The sequence below is a fragment of the Rhizosphaericola mali genome, from assembly GCF_004337365.2.
Taxonomy (GTDB): Bacteria; Bacteroidota; Bacteroidia; order Chitinophagales; family Chitinophagaceae; genus Rhizosphaericola; species Rhizosphaericola mali.
This window is the reverse complement of record NZ_CP044016.1, coordinates 1,430,996-1,453,745: the sequence shown is the minus strand read 5'-3', so window position 1 is coordinate 1,453,745 and position 22,750 is coordinate 1,430,996. Positions and strand designations below refer to the sequence as shown.

General features: G+C 34.8%; 17 protein-coding genes. 12 read left to right on the top strand and 5 right to left on the bottom strand.

Annotated features, from left to right (window positions below; translation table 11 throughout):
• The first annotated feature begins 7 nt into the window (after window positions 1-7).
• From E0W69_RS06295 to E0W69_RS06275, 5 genes are read left to right on the top strand one after another with little or no spacing between them, the layout of a single operon-like run.
• Window positions 8-1,489 carry a RagB/SusD family nutrient uptake outer membrane protein gene (locus tag E0W69_RS06295; protein WP_131329180.1) on the top strand — a complete coding sequence of 494 codons (1,482 nt, stop codon included), beginning with the start codon at window positions 8-10 and terminating at the stop codon, window positions 1,487-1,489.
• Between the two features lie 14 nt (window positions 1,490-1,503).
• On the top strand, window positions 1,504-2,913 hold the full coding sequence (locus E0W69_RS06290; RefSeq protein WP_131329179.1) for a fasciclin domain-containing protein: 1,410 nt from the start codon (window positions 1,504-1,506) through the stop codon (window positions 2,911-2,913).
• Between the two features lie 19 nt (window positions 2,914-2,932).
• Window positions 2,933-6,073, top strand: coding sequence for a SusC/RagA family TonB-linked outer membrane protein (locus E0W69_RS06285; protein WP_131329178.1), 3,141 nt, complete (start codon window positions 2,933-2,935; stop codon window positions 6,071-6,073).
• Window positions 6,074-6,125: 52 nt separating this feature from the next.
• The gene (locus tag E0W69_RS06280) at window positions 6,126-7,829 is read left to right on the top strand and encodes a RagB/SusD family nutrient uptake outer membrane protein (RefSeq protein ID WP_131329177.1); all 1,704 of its coding nucleotides are present in this window, start codon (window positions 6,126-6,128) and stop codon (window positions 7,827-7,829) included.
• A 23-nt stretch (window positions 7,830-7,852) separates the two neighbouring features.
• Window positions 7,853-10,477 (top strand): rhamnogalacturonan lyase family protein, encoded by a 2,625-nt coding sequence (locus E0W69_RS06275; protein ID WP_131329176.1) that lies wholly within the window; start codon window positions 7,853-7,855, stop codon window positions 10,475-10,477.
• Window positions 10,478-10,787: 310 nt separating this feature from the next.
• Here E0W69_RS06275 and E0W69_RS06270 read toward each other — a convergent pair whose 3' ends face one another.
• From E0W69_RS06270 to E0W69_RS06255, 5 genes are all read right to left on the bottom strand, one after another.
• Window positions 10,788-11,327: a carboxylesterase family protein gene (locus E0W69_RS06270; protein WP_131329175.1), complete on the bottom strand. Its 540-nt coding sequence runs from the start codon at window positions 11,325-11,327 to the stop codon at window positions 10,788-10,790.
• A 205-nt stretch (window positions 11,328-11,532) separates the two neighbouring features.
• Window positions 11,533-11,901 carry a TolC family protein gene (locus tag E0W69_RS20550; RefSeq protein WP_225321416.1) on the bottom strand — a complete coding sequence of 123 codons (369 nt, stop codon included), beginning with the start codon at window positions 11,899-11,901 and terminating at the stop codon, window positions 11,533-11,535.
• 24 nt (window positions 11,902-11,925) lie between these two features.
• Entirely contained in the window at window positions 11,926-12,954 is a 1,029-nt protein-coding gene (locus E0W69_RS06265; RefSeq protein ID WP_225321415.1) for a TolC family protein, read from the bottom strand.
• A gap of 61 nt (window positions 12,955-13,015) precedes the next feature.
• Entirely contained in the window at window positions 13,016-16,180 is a 3,165-nt protein-coding gene (locus tag E0W69_RS06260; RefSeq protein ID WP_131329174.1) for an efflux RND transporter permease subunit, read from the bottom strand.
• Between the two features lie 42 nt (window positions 16,181-16,222).
• Complete coding sequence (locus tag E0W69_RS06255) at window positions 16,223-17,461, bottom strand: efflux RND transporter periplasmic adaptor subunit (RefSeq protein WP_131329173.1); 1,239 nt, start codon at window positions 17,459-17,461, stop codon at window positions 16,223-16,225.
• Window positions 17,462-17,612: 151 nt separating this feature from the next.
• Between E0W69_RS06255 and E0W69_RS06250 the strand changes: the two genes are divergently transcribed.
• The 7 genes from E0W69_RS06250 (at window position 17,613) to E0W69_RS06220 (ending at window position 22,721) form a co-directional block, all read left to right on the top strand.
• Window positions 17,613-18,677: a sensor histidine kinase gene (locus E0W69_RS06250; protein WP_191967983.1), complete on the top strand. Its 1,065-nt coding sequence runs from the start codon at window positions 17,613-17,615 to the stop codon at window positions 18,675-18,677.
• On the top strand, window positions 18,674-19,402 hold the full coding sequence (locus E0W69_RS06245; protein ID WP_131329171.1) for a LytR/AlgR family response regulator transcription factor: 729 nt from the start codon (window positions 18,674-18,676) through the stop codon (window positions 19,400-19,402). Before E0W69_RS06250 ends, E0W69_RS06245 begins: the two co-directional genes overlap by 4 nt.
• Window positions 19,403-19,685: 283 nt before the next feature.
• A complete protein-coding gene (locus tag E0W69_RS06240) occupies window positions 19,686-19,982 on the top strand; it encodes a hypothetical protein (protein ID WP_131329170.1) in 297 nt (98 codons plus the stop codon).
• Between the two features lie 3 nt (window positions 19,983-19,985).
• Window positions 19,986-20,342, top strand: coding sequence for a hypothetical protein (locus tag E0W69_RS06235; protein ID WP_131329169.1), 357 nt, complete (start codon window positions 19,986-19,988; stop codon window positions 20,340-20,342).
• 239 nt (window positions 20,343-20,581) lie between these two features.
• Window positions 20,582-21,289 (top strand): hypothetical protein, encoded by a 708-nt coding sequence (locus E0W69_RS06230; RefSeq protein WP_131329168.1) that lies wholly within the window; start codon window positions 20,582-20,584, stop codon window positions 21,287-21,289.
• Between the two features lie 190 nt (window positions 21,290-21,479).
• Complete coding sequence (locus E0W69_RS06225) at window positions 21,480-22,043, top strand: GNAT family N-acetyltransferase (protein ID WP_131329167.1); 564 nt, start codon at window positions 21,480-21,482, stop codon at window positions 22,041-22,043.
• Window positions 22,044-22,196: 153 nt separating this feature from the next.
• On the top strand, window positions 22,197-22,721 hold the full coding sequence (locus E0W69_RS06220; protein WP_131329166.1) for a DUF1877 family protein: 525 nt from the start codon (window positions 22,197-22,199) through the stop codon (window positions 22,719-22,721).
• The last annotated feature ends 29 nt before the right edge of the window (window positions 22,722-22,750 follow it).

Sequence of the window (22,750 nt, the reverse complement as noted above, 5' to 3'; positions counted from 1 at the left end):
AATTTATATGAATAATAAAATACTCCAAATATATTTAGTTCCGATTATTGGGCTATTGCTTTTGTCATCTTGCAATAAATGGATGGATCTTGAGCCTAATGATGGCATTGTGAAGGAAAATTATTGGAAAACCAAAGAACAATTGTATTCTTCTGTAATAGGAGCATATGCGTCTCTCTTGGATGATCCATTAGCTACAAATCTATTTTTATGGGGAGAATTAAGAGCAGATATGGTTGTTGCTGGTTTGGGTGCAACTACCGATCAGCAAAATATACTCAATGGAGATATTTTGGCAACCAATAGTATTACTTCTTGGGCAAAAGTCTATACCACAATTAATAATTGCAATGTAATCCTTGATAATGCCAATAAAGTACTTGACAATGATCCTACACTGACACAACTTGCATTAGATAATTATATAAGCGAAATAAGAGGATTACGCGCATTAATGTATTTTTATTTAGCTAGGAGTTTTGGGGATGTTCCATTAAAACTTAGAGCAACCTCTACAGATGAAGACATCGCTTCTGTTCCCAAAAGTACACAGTCAACTATTTTTGCATTTATAGCTTCAGAATTAAAATCTGTAGAGACTTCTGTGCCTACTGATTTTGGTGACAATGCCTCGAATAAAGGCAGATTGACACAATATGCAATTGATGCGACCTTAACGGATGTTTTTTTATGGGAAGAAAAATATGATAGTGCAATTATATATGCCAATAAAGTAATTTATTCAGGAAAGTATTCCTTAGTAAATGGGGATGCAACGTGGTTTAATACACTATATTATATTGGCAATTCTTCTGAAAGTATTTTCGAGTTTCAATTTGATGCACAAAAACTAAATGGATTTTATAGTCTGTTTACTACATCTAGACGTGCATTGCAAGCTGGAGAGACCGTAATGGACGATGTCTTTGGTATTGATTATGATAATGTAGATTCGGTTGATATTCGCGGAATGGATGCCGCTATTCGAAGTAGTGACAATGCAATTTGGAAATATACAGGTGTCAATGCTTCAGTCTCGAGAGCTTCTAGTGGTTTTTATGCACATTGGATCGTTTATCGTTATGCTGATGTATTATTAATGAAAGCAGAAGCATGTGCTCAAGTAGGACAAGGTACCGAAACGCTAAAAATTATTCGTCAAATTCGAAATAGAGCACATGCTCTTGTTACAACTGAAGAGTCTCCATCGGACGCTGATAAGGACGGACTTTCTGATTATGTTTTAAATGAACGAAAAAGGGAGTTTGCTTATGAAGGTAAACGTTGGTATGACATATTGCGCAATGCAAAAAGAAATAATTATGCCAAGTTAGAATTGTTAATAGACTTAGCATCTCGTACAGCTCCGGCTAATAAACAACAGTCCCTTATTAATAAATATAAGGATTATAATTTTCATTATTTCCCGATTAATTCTGCCGAATTGCTCGTAGATAAAAATTTAGAGCAAAACAATTTCTATAAATAAAATACGCGCTGAATATGACTAAAATACTATTTCGGATAGCAATCCTTTTGCTCATAATATTGATTAGTTGTCGCAAATCTGAAGATGCTAATGTGCCAGCATCATCAGAATCAATATATACGATTTTGAGTAGTAATACGGAATTATCACTATTCACTAACTTAATAAATAAAACTGGGTATTCTGATATATTAAAATCGTCTCAAAATTATACAGTTTGGGCTCCTAGTAATGATGCTATTGCACAAATATCTTCAGAGATTCCGACTGATAGTGCTGGACTTAGAGAATTTGTCGGTAATTATATATCAAGACAAATTTATACTCAAGTTGGATATAATGACAAGATACAATTGTTAAATGGAAAATACGCGACATTAGGAAAAGATAGTTTTCAATATATTCCCATATCACAAGGGGATATTCCAGGGGAGAATGGACTTTTGCATATATTGTCTAGGGCAATACTAACCAAAATGAATATCTCAGAATATCTCAACTCTTTAACTACTGATATAAAAGAAAGGGACTATTTAAACTCCATTACTTATACATATAGAGACTCAAGTATTCGGGAAGTTGTGGGTTATGATACTTTAAATGATAAACCCCTATATAATTATACTGGGCCTTTATTATCGGGGAATAAATTTACCGAACAAGTAAGAGATCTTTCTAATGAAAAAAGCAACTATACATTTTTTATATTAGACGATGGCGTATGGGAGACAAATCTGAGCCAATTACAACCATATTTTAAAACAAGCACAGAAGATAGTACGAATAATCTTGCAGCATTTCATAGTTTGAAATTTTTAACGATAGATAGTGCTTATACAAATTTGGAAAATCTTCCGGATAGTATAGTCGCTGTAAATGGAATAAAGTTTCATATTGATAAAAATGCGGTAACAAAATCATATAATGCGAGCAATGGAATTGTTTATCATCTTAATAATTGGACGGTACCATTAAAAACACTTTTACCTACAATTTATACTCAAGGAGAATATCCTACTGGGTTTACTGATTTATCTCATTCTTCCGCTATATTTTATAGAATAAAGCAAGATCCTAATGGGATTACATTTAGAGATTTATTAATCAATGGTGTAGGAGTAGCCCAATTTTACGTTCATTATTCAATTCCAAATGTTTACTCAGGAAAGTATCGTATATCATGGAGATCAGTTATTGGCGGTTACGATGGTTTGCTCTCATTTCGGCAACGTTTGGCTATTGGATATTGGAATGCCACAGATTTTAATTATACGACAGTTTCTGCTAATAACTATAATGAAGTATACATCGGAGACTATACTATAAATCATTATGGCACATTGGATGTATATATTGTTTCTGATAATGCGAATACGGCAGGTACAATATCCTTAGACTATCTTAAAATGGAATTAGATAATTAGAAAAAGTATAGAACTAAAAATGAAAAATATATATAAATTTTTACCACTTTCATGGTTGATAGTTGCTTTTCTTTTCTCTATAGATGGTATAGCACAACAAGATAAGATTGAAGTTACTGGGCAGGTAGTAAGTGCACGCTCTCATAAAAGTGTAGCCGGTGCCAATGTAAGTTTTGGCGATTCAAGTGTAACAATAACGGATATTAATGGAAATTTTAAAATAAAGGTTTCCAATTTATATGCTACGATTAGTATCGCCGCGGCAGATTATCAATCTATAGATTATGCATTGAGTGGTAAACAACAGTTAGTGATCAATCTTTGGGAAGCACATTTTTCTGCCATTGAGGATGAACATATTTTTCCATGGGGAAGATTAAAAAATAGATATTCTGCGTCTTCAGTTATAAATGAAGAAATGTCGGAAACGAGGAATTTGCCATTTGAGACCGTTGATAATTATTTACAAGGGAGAGTGGCTGGTTTGAAGGTAGTAAGACGTTCTGGAACTCCTGGTATAGGTTCAAATCTTCAATTATATGGAATAAATTCGCTATATGGAACCAATACGCCATTGATATTATTAGATGGAGTGATCTACAATAGTCCATCTAATAATCAACAATTGATTGAGGGATATTTTTTTAATCCCTTAAAAGACATTGATATACGCGATATAGCGTCTGTGACACTTGTAAGAGATGCATTGTCAACTTATGGAACTAAGGCGGCGAATGGCGTTTTATTCATTAATACAAAGAAAGCGAATCAAGAAGCGACAACTATAAATTTTGCTGTATCTGGTACCTATAATATTCAACCACAAAACCTATCTCTACTGAATGCAAAACAATATAGATTATATGCTGCTGATCTTGTACAATCTCAAGGAAATGATAATGAATCTTTAAATGATATATCCTTTCTGAATGATGAAGTTAAAAATTCAGATTATTATATGTATCATAATTCTGTGAATTGGCAAAACCAAGTTTTTCATCCTTCTTTTGGAAAAGATGTTTACTTGAGTGTTGCTGGAGGTGATAATATTGCTAAGTATGCATTGTCATTGGGATATCAGAAAAATGATGATGTATATACTGGCAATTTTGGATGGGGAAGGTATTTTACCCGCTTCAATGCAGATTTTAATATCTCAAAAAAAGTAAAAGCAACTACTAATATTGCATTTACACATAATAATCAAAATCTATTTGATCAAGGACTTACTTTAAAAACAAGTCCATTATGGTTAGCATTGTTAAAATCCCCATTAGTTTCGGTGAATGAACGCGGAGATAATGGGGAAGTTTCTCCCAATCTTTCTGGTGTAGATACATTTGGTATTGGTAATCCACTTGCTATTCTTCAAAATGGAAATACAAATTCCAAAAACTATAGATTTTTAGGTAATTTGAAAATTCAATATCAGATAAACGAACATTGGAATCTGGAAACACAGTTTGGAATTACCTTTGACAAAAGCCGTTCTAAATATTTTGTGCCACGTCTGGGCGTAGCAAGTGATACGCTTTTTAATGCTATTGCTTATAGTCGATTGGGCAATCAAGTACAGCGGTATTCATCCTTATACGATGATACTAGAATTAATTATGACAATCACTCTAGTCAAAAACATCTACAATGGATGCTAGGTATAAGATACCAACGCTTTAAAGATGAAAATATGTCAATTCGTTCTTATAATTCCAGTACGGATGATTTTACTTCCGTTGGAAATGGAACGAACGCCTTGCGTGAAGTATTCGGTGAAATTGGAAATGCTCATTGGATAAACAACTATATGCAACTCAACTATACTATACGTCAAAAATATATCTTTCAAGGGAATTTAAATGTGGACGCTTCCTCCCGTTTTGGAAAGCAGGTTGCTAATGCACTTCGAATAGGTGGTAACAGTTTTGCCGTACTACCCTCATTCGGTGCCACATGGATTATATCATCTGAACAATTTTGGAAAAAAATTACCTGGATTAATTTATTAAAAATTCGTTCGAGTATTGGTCTCGCTGGAAATGATGATATAGGAGATTATTCCTCTAAAGGATATTATACAACCCAAAACTTATTAGGTTATCAAGGTATTGTACGAGGAAACATTGCAAATAGTCATTTACAATGGGAGACAAATCGAAAGTTTACTATCGGCGTAGACTTGGCGGCATTAGATAATAAACTACAAATTTCCTTTGATTTCTATAATAATCGAACAAATAATTTACTTACGTACCGATCTCTTCCTGCAGCTAGTGGGCTTGAATATCTCGCTGAAAATCGAGGAGCGTTATCTAATAGAGGTTTTTCATTAGATTTTCAATATAGAATACTAAATAGTGCATTTGTATGGGATGCTGGAGTAAATATTTCTTCCTATAAAAATAAGGTACTTCGTTTGCCAAATGGAGCAATTGAAAATAGTTTTGCAGGGGGTAGCTTTATAACCTCTGTAGGGTATGCTGCCAACTCATTTTATGGCTATGAGGCAAATGGTATATTTCGTACTACGACAGAAGCCAATGCTGCAAGCCTACAATACTATGATGAAAAAGGCCATTTAAATTTCTTTCAAGCAGGGGATGCTCATTTTACAGATTTAAATGGAGATCATATAATCGATAATGCGGATAGAAAAATTATTGGAAATCCTAATCCAAAATGGGTAGGTGGCTTTACACAAAATTTTACCTATAAAAAAATTAGTTTGAATGCATTGTTTTCGTTTTCTCAAGGTAATGAAATATACAACTACGTAAGACAAGAATTAGAATCTAACCTAAACTATTCTAATCAACTAAGTACACTTCAAAATAGATGGCGTATTGAAGGTCAAAATACAGACATTCCGAAAGTTACCTATGGTGATCCCGCGGGCAATAATAGATTTTCTACAAGATGGATCGAAGATGGTTCCTATGTAAGACTTAGAACACTTAGCCTAGGATATGATCTTGATATATTTCAAAAGCAATTTAGATCATTTCATATTTATGCTAGCGCATCCAATTTATTTACCTGGACTAAATATAAAGGATTTGATCCCGAATTCAGTGCCTCTGAAAGTATATATGGACAAGGTGTAGATGCAGGCCTAAATCCATTGTACAAAACCATCAACTTTGGTATACAAGTAGGACTATAATTAATACTAAAAAAAGGAGAAAATGAATATACTATCTAAAAATAGAAATAGAATGAAAATAATTATAGGAATATCTATTATACTATTTTGTTTTGCGGGTTGTAAAAAAATATTAAATGTAAATCCAGAAGATCTTTTAAGTGAGGAAAATGCTTATCAAGATATTCATGATGCGGATGCCGCTGTCATTGGGATTTATGGTCAGTTAACACAACTTGCAGAACAATATATTGTCTTGAATGAACTACGTGGAGACTTAACAGATATTACCGAAAATGCAAATGCTGATTTATCCGAAATTGCTTTGCATAATGTTAAAAGTGGTAACAAATATGCCGATCCCCGACCATTTTATAGTGTGATTCTCAACTGTAATGATGCCTTATATCATTTTGAAAAAATGTATACAGAGAAAAGGATCACTTTAGAAGAATATCAAGCAAGATATTCCGATATCGGCGCATTAAGATCCTGGTTGTATTTACAATTAGGCATCCAATACGGATCGATACCTTATGTCACTGATCGGTTATCCAATATAGACTCATTATCAGATAATACTAAATTTCCAAAGATTGGACTAGATTCTCTTATTGTACAATTAATTTCCTTTACGCAATCGCTACCTGATTTAAATTCCTATTCAGCAAGCTCAAGTAGTTTGATTTTGACCTTGGATGGATATCCTACTGATAAGTTTTTTATTAATAGAAAAGCATTACTTGGTGATTTATATTTATGGAATAATGATTACATAAAAGCTGCTACGACTTATAGAGAAGTAATGGAAACGGCGACTCTTACTGGAGTTGGTGATGTATTTTCCTACTATAAAATTGGATATGCAGAAGTGGTAACTCATGAAGATCTTTCGGTAGGGTATACAAGATATCAAACACAGAATTATAATACATTAATCAATAGTACGACGCAAGGTTGGAAATCTATATTTGGTAGATCAATAGATGATTTATGGAATAGTGAGTGGATTTGGTCTTTGCCGTTTAATGCATCATTTACGCCCAAAAATCCATTCATTGACTTGTTTTCTATATCTGGTGGGAAATATCTAATTCGTCCATCGCAAGTTGCATTGGACAATTGGAATGGAGTAATGCAGCAAAATGGAGTTCCATTCGATGCAAGAAAAGTGTTTTCTGTTGATACTTCTTATGGTAAGCCAGCGATAGCAAAATATGGGTATTATTTCGATCCACTTACTCCATTATTAAAAAACGGTAAATGGTTTTTATATCGTGCTGCTTTACTGCATCTACGTTATGCAGAAGCTGCAAATAGAGCAGGTCGTACTAAAATTGCTTGGGCTGTGACCAACTGGGGTATTGGCTCCGCTTATGATGACGCAAGTCAATCGAATAAAACAAATCTAATGCAAACAAATGATGTAGCTCCTTTTGACTTTGATGCAAGAACGGGTGAATTGCCCTATTTTAGGTCCCCTTGGTATAAAAATGCAGGAATTCGTGGAAGAGCATATCTACTTTCATATCCCACTAGTTTACAATCACAACCATTGGCATTAGAAGATTCCATCATGTCAGAATCTGCTCGAGAATTAGCATTTGAGGGCAATAGATGGCAAGATTTAGTTCGTATTGCTCGCCGAAGGAAAGATCCTTCTTATCTTGCGGATAAAATATACGCAAGATTATTAAGGGATGGTAATGCGAATGCTTCGGTTATTCGCTCGAAACTTCTAAATGAACAAAATTGGTATTTACCATTTAGTTTGTAAATATTTATAAAATTACTTAATACATGTTTTTAAAAAAGAAACCATTTTTTAAAATTTTAGGAATCGCTGTAGCTATTACATTAGTTGGATTTAGCAGGCCTCATGATAAGCCGACTTTGTATATTATTGGAGATTCAACCGTAAAAAATACGACAGCTTCGGATTCCGATGCTTTGTGGGGTTGGGGCAATATAATTAACGATTATTTTGATACTACTCAAATTATTATTGAAAATAAAGCTATTGGTGGTCGTAGCAGTAGGTCTTTTGTAAATGAAGGTCGATGGGAGGAAATAAAAGAAAAATTGAAACCAGGAGATTTTGTCCTAATGCAGTTTGGAACCAATGATCTTGGTGGACTGTCAAGCGGTAGTAGTCGGGCATCATTAAAGGGGCTGGCAGCGGACTCTATACTCACTTATAACAAAGATTTGAAATATAAGGAGTTCGTTCACACATATGGTTGGTATTTGTCAAAAATAATTACTGAAACTATAAAATCTGGAGCTTCTCCCATAGTTTGTAGTTTGATTCCTCGAAATATATGGAAGGATGGTAAAGTAGGACGTAATGATACGGATTATGCTTTGTGGGCGCAGCAAGTGTCGAAAAATAATAAAACAGGTTTTATCGCATTAAATACACTTATCGCAGATACATATGATAGTTTAGGTGCAGAAAAAATAGCTCATTTTTTTCCTAAAGATCATACACACACAAATAAAGCAGGTGCTGATTTCAATGCTCAAAAAGTGGTGGAAGGGCTTCGGGTTTTGTCAAAGACGAATCAATTCGGAAATGAATTAGCCCATTATTTGAAAAAGACAAAGATCATTAAACCAAGACAATCAGAAAATTTAGGCAGAGGTTTAATCGCAATGCGAAAAAAAAGCGATTCTGTTTTTCTCAGCTGGAGATTATTTTCATATGATGATAAAAATATTTCGTTTAATATTTATCGAAAGACGGGCAATTTAAACGCAATAAAAATTAATGATTCTCCATTATCCGACCGCACATGGTTTATTGATCTAAATGCAGATTTTAGTTATTCGAATGCTTATTACGTCATTCCTGTATTAAATGGAGTCGAACAAACAAAAAGCCAATCTTCTATTTTTAAACTATTGGCAAATGCACCTATAAAATCTTATTTATCCATACCTCTGGAGCCACCAATATCTGCTACTTCTGACATTACTTATTCTGCCAATGACGCTAGTGTGGGTGATTTAGACGGAGATGGAGAATATGAAATTGTTTTAAAATGGGATCCATCTAATTCGAAAGATAACTCCCAATCTGGGGTTACCGGTAATGTATTTATTGATGCCTACAAATTGAATGGAACACGGTTATGGCGTATAGATTTAGGCAAAAATATAAGAGCAGGAGCACATTATACCCAATTTTCCGTGTTTGATTTTGATGGGGATGGTCGAGCAGAAGTGGCTTTTAAAACAGCAGATGGTACTGTTGATGGTGTTGGTAAAGTAATAGGCAATGCGTCAGCGGACTATCGTAATGCTAATGGATATATACTTGATGGTCCTGAATATCTTACTGTATTTGAAGGTGTTACTGGTAAAGCTTTAGATACGAAGCCATTTGTGCCTGCAAGGGGCGATGTCAGTAGTTGGGGAGATCGATATGGCAATAGAGTGGATCGATATTTAGCGAGCGTTGCTTATCTTGATGGCATGCATCCTTCTTTGATAGAAGGTAGAGGTTATTACACTCGATTAGTACGTGTTGCTTGGGATTTTCAAAACGGTAAATTATCTCAAAAATGGATATTTGATTCTAAAAATGGCCACAAGGATTTTGAAGATCAAGGTAATCATCAATTAATGGTGGCGGATGTAGATAATGATGGGAAAGATGAAATATTTAATGGCTCCAGTGCTATCGATCATGATGGAAATCCACTATGGGTTAATGGGCGTCAACATGGAGATGCAATGCATATTACCAAGTTTAAGCCGAATGATACTTATCAGAAAATATGGGAATGTTATGAAAATCCCCAAACGAATGGAAATTATGGACTAGGATTAAATAATGCGCAAACAGGCGCACTCATTTTTGGTATTCCAGAAACAACCAAAGATATCGGAAGGGCGCTAGCTGCAGATATAGATCCTTTGCATGAAGGTCTTGAAATGTGGGGTGCCAAAGGAAATTTGTATAGTTCCGATGGACAAATAATTTCAAGTAATAAACCGTCAATGAATTTTGCTATTTGGTGGGATGGAGATTTAAGCCGTGAATTGTTAGATGATATTAGCATTCGTAAATGGAATTATTTAACAAACAAAGAAGAGACAATATTCTCGGCAGATGGATGTGCTAGTAATAATGGAACAAAAGCAACACCATGTATAAGTGGTGATATTTTAGGTGATTGGCGAGAAGAAGTTGTATTTCGTACTGAAGATAGTAAAGAGCTACGTATTTATTCTACTACAATACCTACTTCACATAGATTGTATAGTTTAGTCAATGATCCACAATATCGTTTAGCTTTGGCGTGGCAGAATACGGCTTATAATCAGCCGCCATATGTTAGTTTTTATTTAGGTACTGGTATGAGCGAGCCACCAATTCCTTACATACTTCCTGTAAAAAATGATACACACAAGAAATAAGTGATGATAAAATATGGATTGTTTATATGGGTCTGTATTTTAAATGGATTTATAATTTTTTATATACTAAATAATTTGTATAAAGGATGTGTAAATTATTGTCACATATTATATTGACTCATAAATAATTAAGTATTTATTTAATTAATAAGTCTACTATATTTGTAGATGAATAGGGTCAATGTCTTTTAGATGTTTGTTGGACAACAATGATTTAAAAGTATTTGATTATAGTCACAGGTCTAATTTTAAGTAGATTACGAAAATCTATCAAGAGTAATAGTTGATATAGATTTCGGTGGGTTTGTAATCATTTCCTACTGAACAATTCCAAGGGCTGTAATACATTAATATCCCATTGACTTCCGACAAATAATGATGCTGCAAAATAATTAGGATGTGTGGCATTTAAATAAAAGGAAATCATGCCTCCCATAGATTGACCAGTTGTGTAAATTCGATTCGTATCAATACTATTGTTCGCCACTACATTATTCAATAAGCGAAATGAAATAGCCATCTCATCACTTGTTTCTTGTTTGTCATTAACAGCCCAATCTGGGCCCGCAAATGCGGTTACTAATACAAAACTAGGATTCGCTTTTTGACTTTCTTCTGTTGCCCAAATAATGCCGCCATAACCTTGCATCAACGGTGCTTTTGCGCCTTTACCAACGGTACTCGCATCTGCAATAAATTGTACTAATGGATAGCTTTTTTTCTTGTCATAATATTTGGGAATAAATAAATTATAGGTCATTGTTTTGCCCGTAACCGCATCTTTAAATTGGAGTGTTTTGAATTTTGGTGCAATTGCTGCGCGTAGTTTTAATAGATATTTGTCATACAATTTATCTACTCCGCCATAGGAATTGTCCCAAGCCGATGCTTTCGTTTGGCTTTATGCAATACATGCAGACATTAATGCAACGGATAGGATAAATATTACAATCTGTTTCATAGTGAAGATAATTTAAAAAATGTTATTCCAAATAAATTCCAAATAGCATAAAGGTGTAAATAAAATTACTGAAAATATTATGCAAATAAATGAATTATTTCCAACCGCCACCCAGCGCTTGATATAAAGTAACTAAAGCGGTCAACTCTTGTAATTTATCCGAAACGCCAGAAAGCTGTGCAGACAATAAAGTCTGTTCAGAAGTAAGTACATCGGTGAAATTGTAGGTTTGCGTATATTCCATCAAATCTTTAGTGAAATCAACAGATTTTTCCAAAGAGAAAATTTGCGCTTTTCTCGCTTTTTGTAATTCAAGGGCTGTTTGGTAAGAAAATAAAGCATTGGAAACTTCCTGTCCTGCGGTTAGCATTGCCGTTTGGAACGTATACAATGCTTCATTTTGTTGTGCTATTGCCGTTTTATATTGCGCTTTGTAAGTGCCTTTATATAATATTGGTGCCAACAAGCTTCCAGTCAAACTATAAAATCATGATTCTTTAAAGAAGTTCTTTAGTTTCAAAGTAGACAAACCTCCACTGGCCGCTGTAATCGCCAAACTTGGATACATACTAGCTTTTGCATAGTTGGTATTTTCAAAATAATAGCGATAGGAAAGCTCCGCTTGTTGCACATCAGGACGGTAGCGCAATAAAGACGCGGGCAAACCTGTTTGGATATTTTGATAAGGAATTTGTTCCGCCAATGTGCCTCTTTCAATGGGTCCAGGTTCTTTTCCTAGTAATAAACAAATGGCATTTTCTGTTTGACGAATATTTTGTTTTATCGTCGGCAATGTCACTTCTGCACTATGTAAATTGGCTTCACTTTGTACGATAGAGGCTCCATTTACCGTACCAGATTCCATCAACGCTTTGTTAGATTCTACATCTTTTTTATAGCGTTCAATACTTTCATTGGTGATTTTTAGTTGCTGATCGTAGGCCAATAAATCATAGTAGTAAGTTGAAATATTTGCTACGATTTGTGTTTGGATAGCACGCTGTGCGGCATCAGAAGCCAATAAATTAGCGAGGGCTGCTTTTTTGGAACTTTTTAACTTACCCCAAATATCGATTTCCCAAGTGGAGGTTAATGCCAATTGATACGTAACCGTTTTCAAATTAATATTAACGCCAACAGGATAGTTCATCGCCGCTTTAGAATTTTTAGTATCTGTAACTTGCGGGCCTGCGGTAAGGGTTGGCAAAAAAGCCATTTTACTTTCTTTGAACGTTGCCGCAGCTTCGTTTACCTTTTCTACATAGGTTTTTAAGTTCAGATTGTTTGCCAATCCTTCTGCAATTAATGCTTGCAAATGTGTGTCAGTGAAAAAATCATTCCACGCAATTTTTGCCATAGTAGAAGTATCTGTTACACTACTATCACGATATAATTTATTGACTATAGAGCTGTCCATCTTGGGCGGACTATAAGGTTTTACCACTTTGCAACCTTGGCTCATAGACGCGATGGTGGCAGCGGCAAGTATATAAGGGAAAATTTGTTTCTTTTTCATAACTGATATTTTCAATACAGCACTTAGTTTGTTCCACTAAATGCTGTTGTTTAGTATTCGATTATTCAGGTAAAGCGGCATTACTATTAGATACATCAACATTTTCTACAATCTTCTTTTTAGATACTTTTTCCTGTAAAGACTGAAACATAATGAACAATGCAGGAATCACAAAAATCCCAATCACCGTACCGATGAGCATACCACCAATAGCTCCCGTACCAATGGATTTGTTACCATTTGCACCCGCGCCAGTGGACAACATCAGCGGCATCAATCCTAAAATAAAGGCAAAAGAAGTCATTAAAATCGGGCGGAAACGTGCAGACGCACCTTCAATCGCAGCTTGTACTATAGGCATACCTAATCGACGACGATCTAAGGCATACTCAACTATTAGAATCGCATTTTTTGCCAATAAACCAATGAGCATAATCAAAGTGATTTGCAAATAAATATTATTACTTATGTCAAATATTTTGGCAAATATGAATGCACCAGACAAACCTATAGTTAATGGCAACAATACGGCAAATGGCAAAATATAACTTTCGTATTGCGCACTCAACAAGAAGTAAACGAAGATGATACATAGTAAGAATATATATACCGTCTGCGTACCAGAGTTTACCTCTTCTCTTGTTAAACCTGAGAATTCGTAACCATAACCAGAAGGTAAAGTCTCTGCGGCGACTTCCTTGATTGCTTTAATTGCATCACCAGAACTATAATTAGAATTGGGCGAACCATTCACGGAAACAGCTGTGTACATATTGAAACGGTTCAATGATTGTGGTCCGTAGATCTTTTTCAAAGTAACGAATGCGCTGATCGGAGCTAGAGAATCATTGGTATTTCTGATTTTGATTAAATTCAAGGAGTTGATATCTGCCCTATAGTCTGCATCTGCCTGATAAGTTACACGGAACAATTTTCCATAACTATTAAAGTTCGATGCGTACACTCCACCATAATAACCTTCCATCGCATCCAAAACATTGTTGACGGTGAAGCCTGCTTTTTTCACTTTAGCAACATCAATTTCCACTTCATACTGTGGGAAACTAGGGTTGAATGAAGTGGATGCATATTGAATTTCTTTTCTTTGATTCAATGCTGCTAAAAATTTCTGTGCAATCGTATTGAACTTTTGAATGTCGCCTCCTGTTTTATCTTGCAATTGGAAGGAAAAACCGCCAGATACCCCGAATCCATTGATTGTGGGAGATGGGAAGAAAATTACTTTCGCATTTTTTATAGTGGTCACTTTTCCAAATAATTGTCCAATAAGCGAATTTACATCTTGCCCTTTCGCACTACGTAATTTCCAATCTTTCAACTCGATAATTACCATTGCATAGTTACTTCCTTTTCCACTCAACATACCTTGTCCTACAATGCGCATGGTATTATTAATGCCGGGCAATGTTTTGGCTAATTTTTCTACTTCTGTTGCTACTACATTGGTTCTTTCCATGGAAGCATCCGCAGGCAAACTAATATCGCACATAATTGTTCCCATATCTTCATCGGGTACAAAAGAGGAAGGTGTGGATTTCATTAAGTAAAATAAAAGCCCACCAAATACAACTATAACGCCTAATGTCAATACTTTCTTTTTGGCAAAAAAGGAAACAGATTTTTTATATTTAGCCGTAGTTGCGTCAAAGGCAGTATTGAAAGAATCGTAGAATCTTTGTAAAAATCCTTTTTTCTTATGTTCGCCTTCTTCATGTGGTTTTAAAAATATAGCACATAATGCGGGACTCAAAGTCAAAGCATTAATCGCAGAAAGTATAATCGCAATGGCTAAAGTCAAACCAAATTGTTTGTAAAATACACCAGTGGAACCACTGATAAAACTTACCGGAACGAATACCGCCGCCATCACTAGTGTAATGCTGATGATCGCACCACTGATTTCGTTCATTGCATTTAATGAAGCATTCAAAGCAGATTTTTCGCCTTTATCCATTTTCGCATGAACGGCTTCTACCACCACAATGGCGTCATCTACGACAATTCCCACTGCCAATACCAAGGCAAAAAGTGTTAACAGATTTATCGTAAAGCCAAATAGATTCAGAAAGAAAAACGTACCTACAATCGCTACCGGGACAGAAATTGCTGGAATCAATGTTGATCGCCAATCTTGTAAGAAAATGAATACAACTATAAATACCAGGATAAACGCTTCTATTAATGTATGGATCACTTTTTCAATAGATGCATCCAAGAATTTATTGATATTAACCATGGTAGTGAAATGCAATCCTTTAGGTAAGTTTGGTGTCGCATCCTCTAACACTTTTAAGGATTGATCAATAACCTCTTGCGCATTGGAACCCGCAGTTTGGGTAACAGCGACACCGATAGCGGGGTGACCATTTATTTTTTGGAGAGAATTGTACGTTTGAGAACCCAATTCTATACGAGCAACATCTTTTAGACGTAAGATTTGTCCGTCGGATGTTTCTTTAACTATTATGTCACTAAATTCTTTTTCACTCGTTAATCTACCCTTATATTTTAAAGTATATTGAAAAGATTGTTTGCCTCTTTCTCCCAAAGAGCCTGGTGCAGCTTCGATATTTTGTTCTGCTAACGCCGTATTAATATCATCAGGAATGATACCGTAACTCGCCATCACATCTGGTTTTAGCCAGATACGCATAGAATAGTCCAACGTACCAAATGCAGAGGCGCTACCAACGCCGCTCACCCTTTTTACTTGAGGAATGATATTGATATTCGCATAGTTTTGGATAAATGTTGCATCATAGTTTGGATTATCACTATACAAACCAAAAATTAATACATTACTACTTTGTTGTTTTTGCGTAGTAACTCCAGCCGTAGTGACGGCCGCGGGTAACAAACTTGATGTCTGTGAAACCCTGTTTTGCACATTGACCGTCGCCATATCGGGATCGGTACCTAATTTGAAATAAATTTGAATTGTTGCGGTACCATCACTAGACGCTGTGGAGGTCATGTAACTCATGTTTTCCACCCCATTAATTTGCTCTTCCAATGGTACGATAACACTATTCATCACGACCTCGGCACTCGCACCTTGATATGTGGTAGAAACCTGAACTGTAGGCGGTGCGATTTCTGGATATTGCGCCACGGGTAAAGATATGATTCCGATAATCCCTAGAATAACAATCAATATGGAAATGACCGTTGATAGTACGGGATTTTTTATAAAAACTTTGAACATCTTGTCGAAAATTAATTTGAAATATATTTGAACAATTCCTAACTATAATGAAGTAGAATCTACTGCCAATGCTTGGCTTGGACCGACTAATTTAGGAGAAATTTTAGTTCCTTCTGCAACAATTCCCACGCCTTCGACTAATATTTTATCACCTGTTTTTAATCCTGAATTGACTACATAGTATTGACCTCCAGGCACTTCTTTTACGCTGACTTTTGCAGATACGATAGAACTGTCTTTTTGTAAAACATAGACCAAGATTTTTCCTTGAATATCATTCGTAGCACTTTGGGGAATGACGATGGCATTGCTTAATTGCTCGGGAATACGAATCGTACCCGTACCACCACTTCTTAAGGTATGTTGCGGATTGTCAAATCCTGCTCTTATATTGAAGGATCCAGTAGATGTATTAATCAAGCCACTCACCGTTTCCATCTTACCTTTTAAGGGATAAATGTCATTATCTGTCAATAATAAATTTGCATTAGGCAAAGGCTCTATTCTCTTTGCAAAAGATAAATTTTTGTCTTGACTCAAAAACAAAGGATCTTTTTCACTAATGCTGAAATACGCATAGATTTTATTGATATCCGAAACAGTCGTCAAAGGGTCAGTAGATGTAGCACTCACGTAACTGCCCAATTTCATAGGCAATGTGCCGACGTAACCGCTTACAGGACTCGTTATTGTGGTGTAACTCAAATTAACTTGCGCATTTTTATAGGTAGCAACGGCCTCTGCTAAAAGCGCTTTTTGCGAAGCAAAGGTCAACTCATTCGCTTGTAAAGTATAGTTGCTGATAATGCCTTTTTTGACCAAAGGAATAGTTTTGTATACGGCTAATTTCGCAGAAGCGACTTGTGCTTTAGCGCTTTCTATTGCTGCAGCTGCAGAGCGCAATGACTGTTCGTACTCCGGATTTCGGATAGTGAATAACACTTGTCCTTTTTTAACGGCTTGCCCTTCATCTACCCAAACTTTATCAATATAACCATCAATTTTGGGACGAATTTCTATGTCTTGAACTCCTTTTAAAGTTGCAGGATATTCGGTGTATAATAGTGCAGAAGTATCTATCACGCTATAAACTTTATATTTCGGTGCTGCGGTAGTTGCATTGTCTTGAGCATTTTGTTTGCTACCACAACTCCATAGGGAAAAAACAGCTATAGCTAGCAGAAGGGCGATTTGGAATCGATAACTGTTGACTGAAAAACGGACTTTCATATTGTCTATATTTTTACGAATAGAGCGAAACTCCCAAAAAACTAAACGCATTTTGGTATTATTCTACCAACGAGCCTAATTTTTATAGCAAATTTGTTTTAGGTGCTACTATTTTTTATTTTGTATAAAGAAGAACTACTTTAGTATAATAATGGAAATATGCTAAGGGAATATTTCTATTTTTGTTAAAATGGTTAAGTTTATGGCTTTAACTAAAGTACAAACCGATGAAAGCAATTTTTTACAAAGTATCATGCTAGGAAAAACTTGGCGTGTGGCAAGACATATCTTTTGCCTAATTGTAATTATATTGTTTAACTATATAGGCAAACAAATATTTGTAGAACCGTTTGATACTTATCATCAGATATGGATGGATCTCTTCATGTTTGCGATGTTTTACGTGAATATGTATTTTTTTATACCGCAATATTTGTTCAAGAAAAAATATTCGCAATTCATTTTTCTAATCCTTCTTTCAACCTTTATTACTTATTTGGCCATGATCTTATATGATCAGACGTTTAAGAAATATATGGTGAATGCGGAAGACTCTTATAATCTTTTACACAAAGGATTATTTATGTTTCCATTTTTTAATTTGGTATTAATAGCGGCGACTACAGCGATCAAACTATTTCAACGCTGGTTGACCGATGCGGAAAGAATTAATGAGTTAGAAAAAGAAAATTTACATACGGAATTAGAACAATTAAAAAATCAAATTACACCGCATTTTCTATTCAATACCTTAAACAACGCGAATGTTTTAACCCAGAAAGATCCAGATAAAGCGTCAGAAGTATTAGTGCGATTGAGTAATATTTTACGTTATCAATTATATGACTCAGCAAGATCGCAAGTGCTGCTATCATCTGAAATTAGGTTTTTAAATGACATGCTTAACTTGGAAAAAATAAGAAGGAGCAATTTTACTTTTACAATTGGCAATGAAGGAGATATGGAAGATTTTCTAGTAGCCCCCATGTTATTTACCAATTTCGTAGAAAATGCGGTAAAATATAGTGCAGACATAGAGGCGGAGACCTTTATAGATATCAATTTTAGAAAGGAAGGAAAAGTGTTGTATTTTAGTTGTATAAATAGTTTGCCCTTGAATTTTAAGAAAGAAAATAATTCCGTCAATCATGGTATTGGGCTAAATAATGTAAAAAGAAGATTAGAATTAATTTACCCCAATAGATACCTACTCAAAAATGAATTGCAGGACAAAACCTATGAAATCAATCTAAAATTATTGTTATGAACTGTATCATCATTGATGACGAACCTCTTGCAAGAGAAGCGATCACGCAATTGCTGAGCGATTGTAAAGAGATCAATATTATTGGACAATTTAGCAGTCCACTATTGGCAAAAGAGGTTTTGGATAAAATAGATTTGATTTTTCTAGACATCAATATGCCGGGCGTAAATGGGTTGGATTTTGCCAAGCAAATAAAAGAATCAGACACCTTAATTATATTTACAACAGCTTACGAAGAATATGCTTTGGAAAGTTATGAGGTCGATGCGATTGATTATTTGGTAAAACCGATAGTAAAGGAACGATTTGAAAAAGCCATTCGAAAAGCCATCAATTATCATCAACTATTACATTCCGAAGAAAGTATATCCTCTATAGAAACGAATATTTCTGATACAGAAGATTATTTTTTTATACGTGCAGATCGTAAAATTCATAAGGTAAACTACAACGAAGTTTTGTATATAGAAGGTTTGAAAGACTACGTTATCGTACACACCAATAGTCAAAAAATAATTGCAGCAATGAATATCAAAACGATTCATCAGCAACTACCTCAGAATACATTTTTTAGAATCAGTAAATCTTATATCATCAATGTGCAACATATTACGGCACTCGACAACAATAGCGTTTTTATACAAAATGATGAAATTCCAATAGGAAACATTTACCGAGAGGCCTTTTATGAAGCTTATGTAGAAAAAAGAATATTTAAGAGATAATGGATCAATTGTAATAACTAAGACTTAATCTGACAAAAAGGGTTTTCTTAGGCATTTACAATGAAAAATGAATTTAGAAAATCAGATGCACGATTTGCATCCAATTTTTTATTTCCACTGTTCAGATTATCCCTAACGGGTTGCGCCCTGCAGAGCCCGTTTCCGTTTGGTCTGACACATTAATGTTAGGATTTTGTCCGAACTGTAATATTACTAAATTTGATTCATTAACCCAAAAATAGAGTCAACCTATAGTAGGACATGACACGACACTGACCAACGAATGAGTTTAAAAGGACAAACAATTAGAATAATAGTAAGCGAACCTTGGGATTGGAAAGAAAATCTTTTTGGAACAATTCTTTCTGACCGTGGCGGGGACAAACTTTTGGTCAAACTAACAAAACCATTGACAGGTAAGAAAATGACAAGCGATTTGCTTGAACTTAGACCAAGATACGAAAAGACAACATTTAAACCTCTTTCACAATATTACTCCGTAACAGTTGGTGGCGTACTTGTAAGAGAAAACTCTGACGACTTTGATTATATCATTATTGGTAGTGTAACATTGGACTAAAAAATGACAGAAAACGAATTGAAGTATAGAATTAAAAATGCAATCGTTTTATTGACGGACGGACACTCATTCAAAGTTGGCGACCTGACTTTTGGAGCAAAAGACAATTCTCATTTTTCAGTAACAGGTTGGACACGTTGCAATGAATTTCAATATTTGACAAAGAACAGAGCTTTGACAGAACTTGACGAAATAAAAGACCTGTTCCATAAAATGATTTCTGTTTCATCAGAACTTACAGACTTTGTAAAAAGTAGAAAAATTGAATATTGTTTTAGCTACGATTATGGAATGGGCGGTTTTGAAATTTGTAGCGAAACAGACGGACAAATAAAATGGATAACAACATTAGAAAAATAAAAAACGAACCGCTAACATCGGTTTGGCGCAAGTGCGGCTGGAGAATAAATGCTGAACATTTGTACTATTTTGGACGCAAAAACCGCTTGATTTATGCTTTTGGTTTTGTAATTTAGCAACATCAAGCGGTTTTGCTTGCAGTTGTACTGAATTGAACTTTTGTGCTTTCTTTTCCGCTCCTGCGCCAAGCCGCGGCACGTTAGGCGCAAGCTGACCATCAACTTAAACTTTCAAAATTTATGGGTTTAGATATTTACGCTGGGACATTTACAAGGTATTATTCAGGTAATTGGAAAACTGTTATTCAACAATGGTCAGATAGAACAGGAACGCCTGTAGAAGTGGTAAGACAAAATCAGCCAAAAGATGTGTTGACAAATGTTAGTGAGATTCAAGAAATAAGTGAAGTCTGGAGAGATCACTTAGCTAATGCATTAAAAGCACATAGTGAAACTTCAATATTTTGGATTGAAAGTAATGACTTGCCTTATCATACCGACAAACCAGATTGGGATTGTTTTGGCGCTGTTATTCTTTGGGCTTTGTACAATGAACAAAAAAATGTAATACCTAATGACTTTGATAAAGAATGGACATCATCAGAAATTTTCAAGAAATCTCTTTTAGAGGATTACAAAACAATTTATCCGAGCTTGACACAAGATTGTGAAATATGGCTACCAATAGACATTCAGTTTACTTTCCGTTATAGCGACCCGACAGAAAAGGAAGTTGGAATTGCATCATCACTAAGACTTTTAGAAGACCTTGACAAATTAAATAACGCCACATGGAAAGCTGATAACAATATTATTAATGAATGGAGAAAAGAAATTGACCCTAATACAAATTCGTTTGATGAAAAAGCAAAGTTTGGTTTTTCTATTTTATATGACTTGGCTAAATTTTCAGTTGACAATAAAACACCAATGAAACTTGATTATTAGAAAGCCTGCGCCCAACATTAGTTTGACGATTTGTGACGGGCGAAAGAATATCGGCTCAACTGAGTATCATTATTGAACTTTTGTACTAAATTTGAACTGATAATCACTATTTTCGTCACAAAAACATCAACCCCGAGAACGTTACATGTCATTGGTCGATCTAAACTCATAGCTAACTATAAAAAATTAAATGTTCGAAAAATTTCCAACTCTACAGACTAGAAGACTTAATCTTATTGAGATCAAACAAAATCATTTATCAGATATTTTTCAGTTATTTAGTGACGAAAAAGTAACTGAGTTCTATAATATAATAAGACTTTCTAAAATCGAAGAAGCTCAAAAAATCGTCGATTGGTTTCATAATCGATACAAGGATAATCTTGGTATTCGTTGGGGAATTTCTCTCAAAGACCACAATTCAATAATCGGAACAATTGGATATAATAACTTTACTCCAAAACATAGGGCAAACATTGGTTACGATTTACAATCAGAGTATTGGAACAATGGTTATATAACAGAAGCTTTAAGGACTGTAATAAAATTTGGTTTTAATCAACTTCAGGTAAACAGAATTGAAGCTGAAGTAATGGAAGGCAATATCATTTCCGAAAAAGTACTTGACAAAGTAGGATTTCAAAACGAAGGAACTCTTCGTGACTGGATGTTTTGGAACGATAAATATTTTAACATGAAAATGTTTTCTCTACTTCATTCAGACTTTGTAAAATTAGAAAACAACGACATGTAACATGAGTTTGACGATTTGTGACGGGCGAAAGAATATCGGCTCAGCTTAATATCATTATTGAACTTTTGTACTAAATTTGAACTGATAATCACTATTTTCGTCACAAACCGTCAAGCCCGGTGCGTTACACGCCATTACAAAGCGATTACGAATATGAGCCAAGCCGCAACCCTCTACAGAATTTCTCAAGTTACTTTTGACGAACTAAATAATAAGCAAGAATTTGATGCAGATTCTGCCAAAGGTTATTCAACATTTCAAGCTTCCTTTATGGCTCTTGAATATATTTTATCTAAAGGAAAAGACGATTCAACTATCCAAGTTGTAAACGAAATATTTAATCCTCAAAAACTAACTGCTCAGGAAGAGTTCGAAAGTTTAACGGAAGAAGAAAAATTTGAGGCTTATGAAAGTGGATTTTTTATTCCTTATTTAGACAATTCGGATATTTCGAAGTTGAATGAAATTATTACGGATATTTCCGAGACCGATTTGATTTCTTTATATAATGCAGATGAGCTAAACAACAACGGTATCTATCCTGAAATTTGGCATAATGATAACGAAACAGAACAAGCGTTCAATATGCGACAAATATCAGAAGATTTTGAAGAACTTAAATCAATCATTAAAAAAGCAAAGCAAGAACAAGATTACATTCTTGTCTTTGTAGGTTGATAAACCAAAGTCCCTATACACAACGGCGT

Excerpts from the sequence above, each read along its gene's own strand:
- E0W69_RS06225 (WP_131329167.1), top strand. The coding sequence starts at position 21,480 with ATGTTCGAAAAATTTCCAACTCTACAGACTAGAAGACTTAATCTTATT.
- E0W69_RS06295 (WP_131329180.1), top strand. The coding sequence starts at position 8 with ATGAATAATAAAATACTCCAAATATATTTAGTTCCGATTATTGGGCTA.
- E0W69_RS06250 (WP_191967983.1), top strand. The coding sequence starts at position 17,613 with ATGGCTTTAACTAAAGTACAAACCGATGAAAGCAATTTTTTACAAAGT.
- E0W69_RS06235 (WP_131329169.1), top strand. The coding sequence starts at position 19,986 with ATGACAGAAAACGAATTGAAGTATAGAATTAAAAATGCAATCGTTTTA.
- E0W69_RS06265 (WP_225321415.1), bottom strand. The coding sequence starts at position 12,954 with ATGAAAAAGAAACAAATTTTCCCTTATATACTTGCCGCTGCCACCATC.
- E0W69_RS06260 (WP_131329174.1), bottom strand. The coding sequence starts at position 16,180 with ATGTTCAAAGTTTTTATAAAAAATCCCGTACTATCAACGGTCATTTCC.
- E0W69_RS06285 (WP_131329178.1), top strand. The coding sequence starts at position 2,933 with ATGAAAAATATATATAAATTTTTACCACTTTCATGGTTGATAGTTGCT.
- E0W69_RS06275 (WP_131329176.1), top strand. The coding sequence starts at position 7,853 with ATGTTTTTAAAAAAGAAACCATTTTTTAAAATTTTAGGAATCGCTGTA.
- E0W69_RS06230 (WP_131329168.1), top strand. The coding sequence starts at position 20,582 with ATGGGTTTAGATATTTACGCTGGGACATTTACAAGGTATTATTCAGGT.
- E0W69_RS06240 (WP_131329170.1), top strand. The coding sequence starts at position 19,686 with ATGAGTTTAAAAGGACAAACAATTAGAATAATAGTAAGCGAACCTTGG.
- E0W69_RS06255 (WP_131329173.1), bottom strand. The coding sequence starts at position 17,461 with ATGCGTTTAGTTTTTTGGGAGTTTCGCTCTATTCGTAAAAATATAGAC.
- E0W69_RS06290 (WP_131329179.1), top strand. The coding sequence starts at position 1,504 with ATGACTAAAATACTATTTCGGATAGCAATCCTTTTGCTCATAATATTG.
- E0W69_RS06220 (WP_131329166.1), top strand. The coding sequence starts at position 22,197 with ATGAGCCAAGCCGCAACCCTCTACAGAATTTCTCAAGTTACTTTTGAC.
- E0W69_RS06280 (WP_131329177.1), top strand. The coding sequence starts at position 6,126 with ATGAAAATAATTATAGGAATATCTATTATACTATTTTGTTTTGCGGGT.
- E0W69_RS06245 (WP_131329171.1), top strand. The coding sequence starts at position 18,674 with ATGAACTGTATCATCATTGATGACGAACCTCTTGCAAGAGAAGCGATC.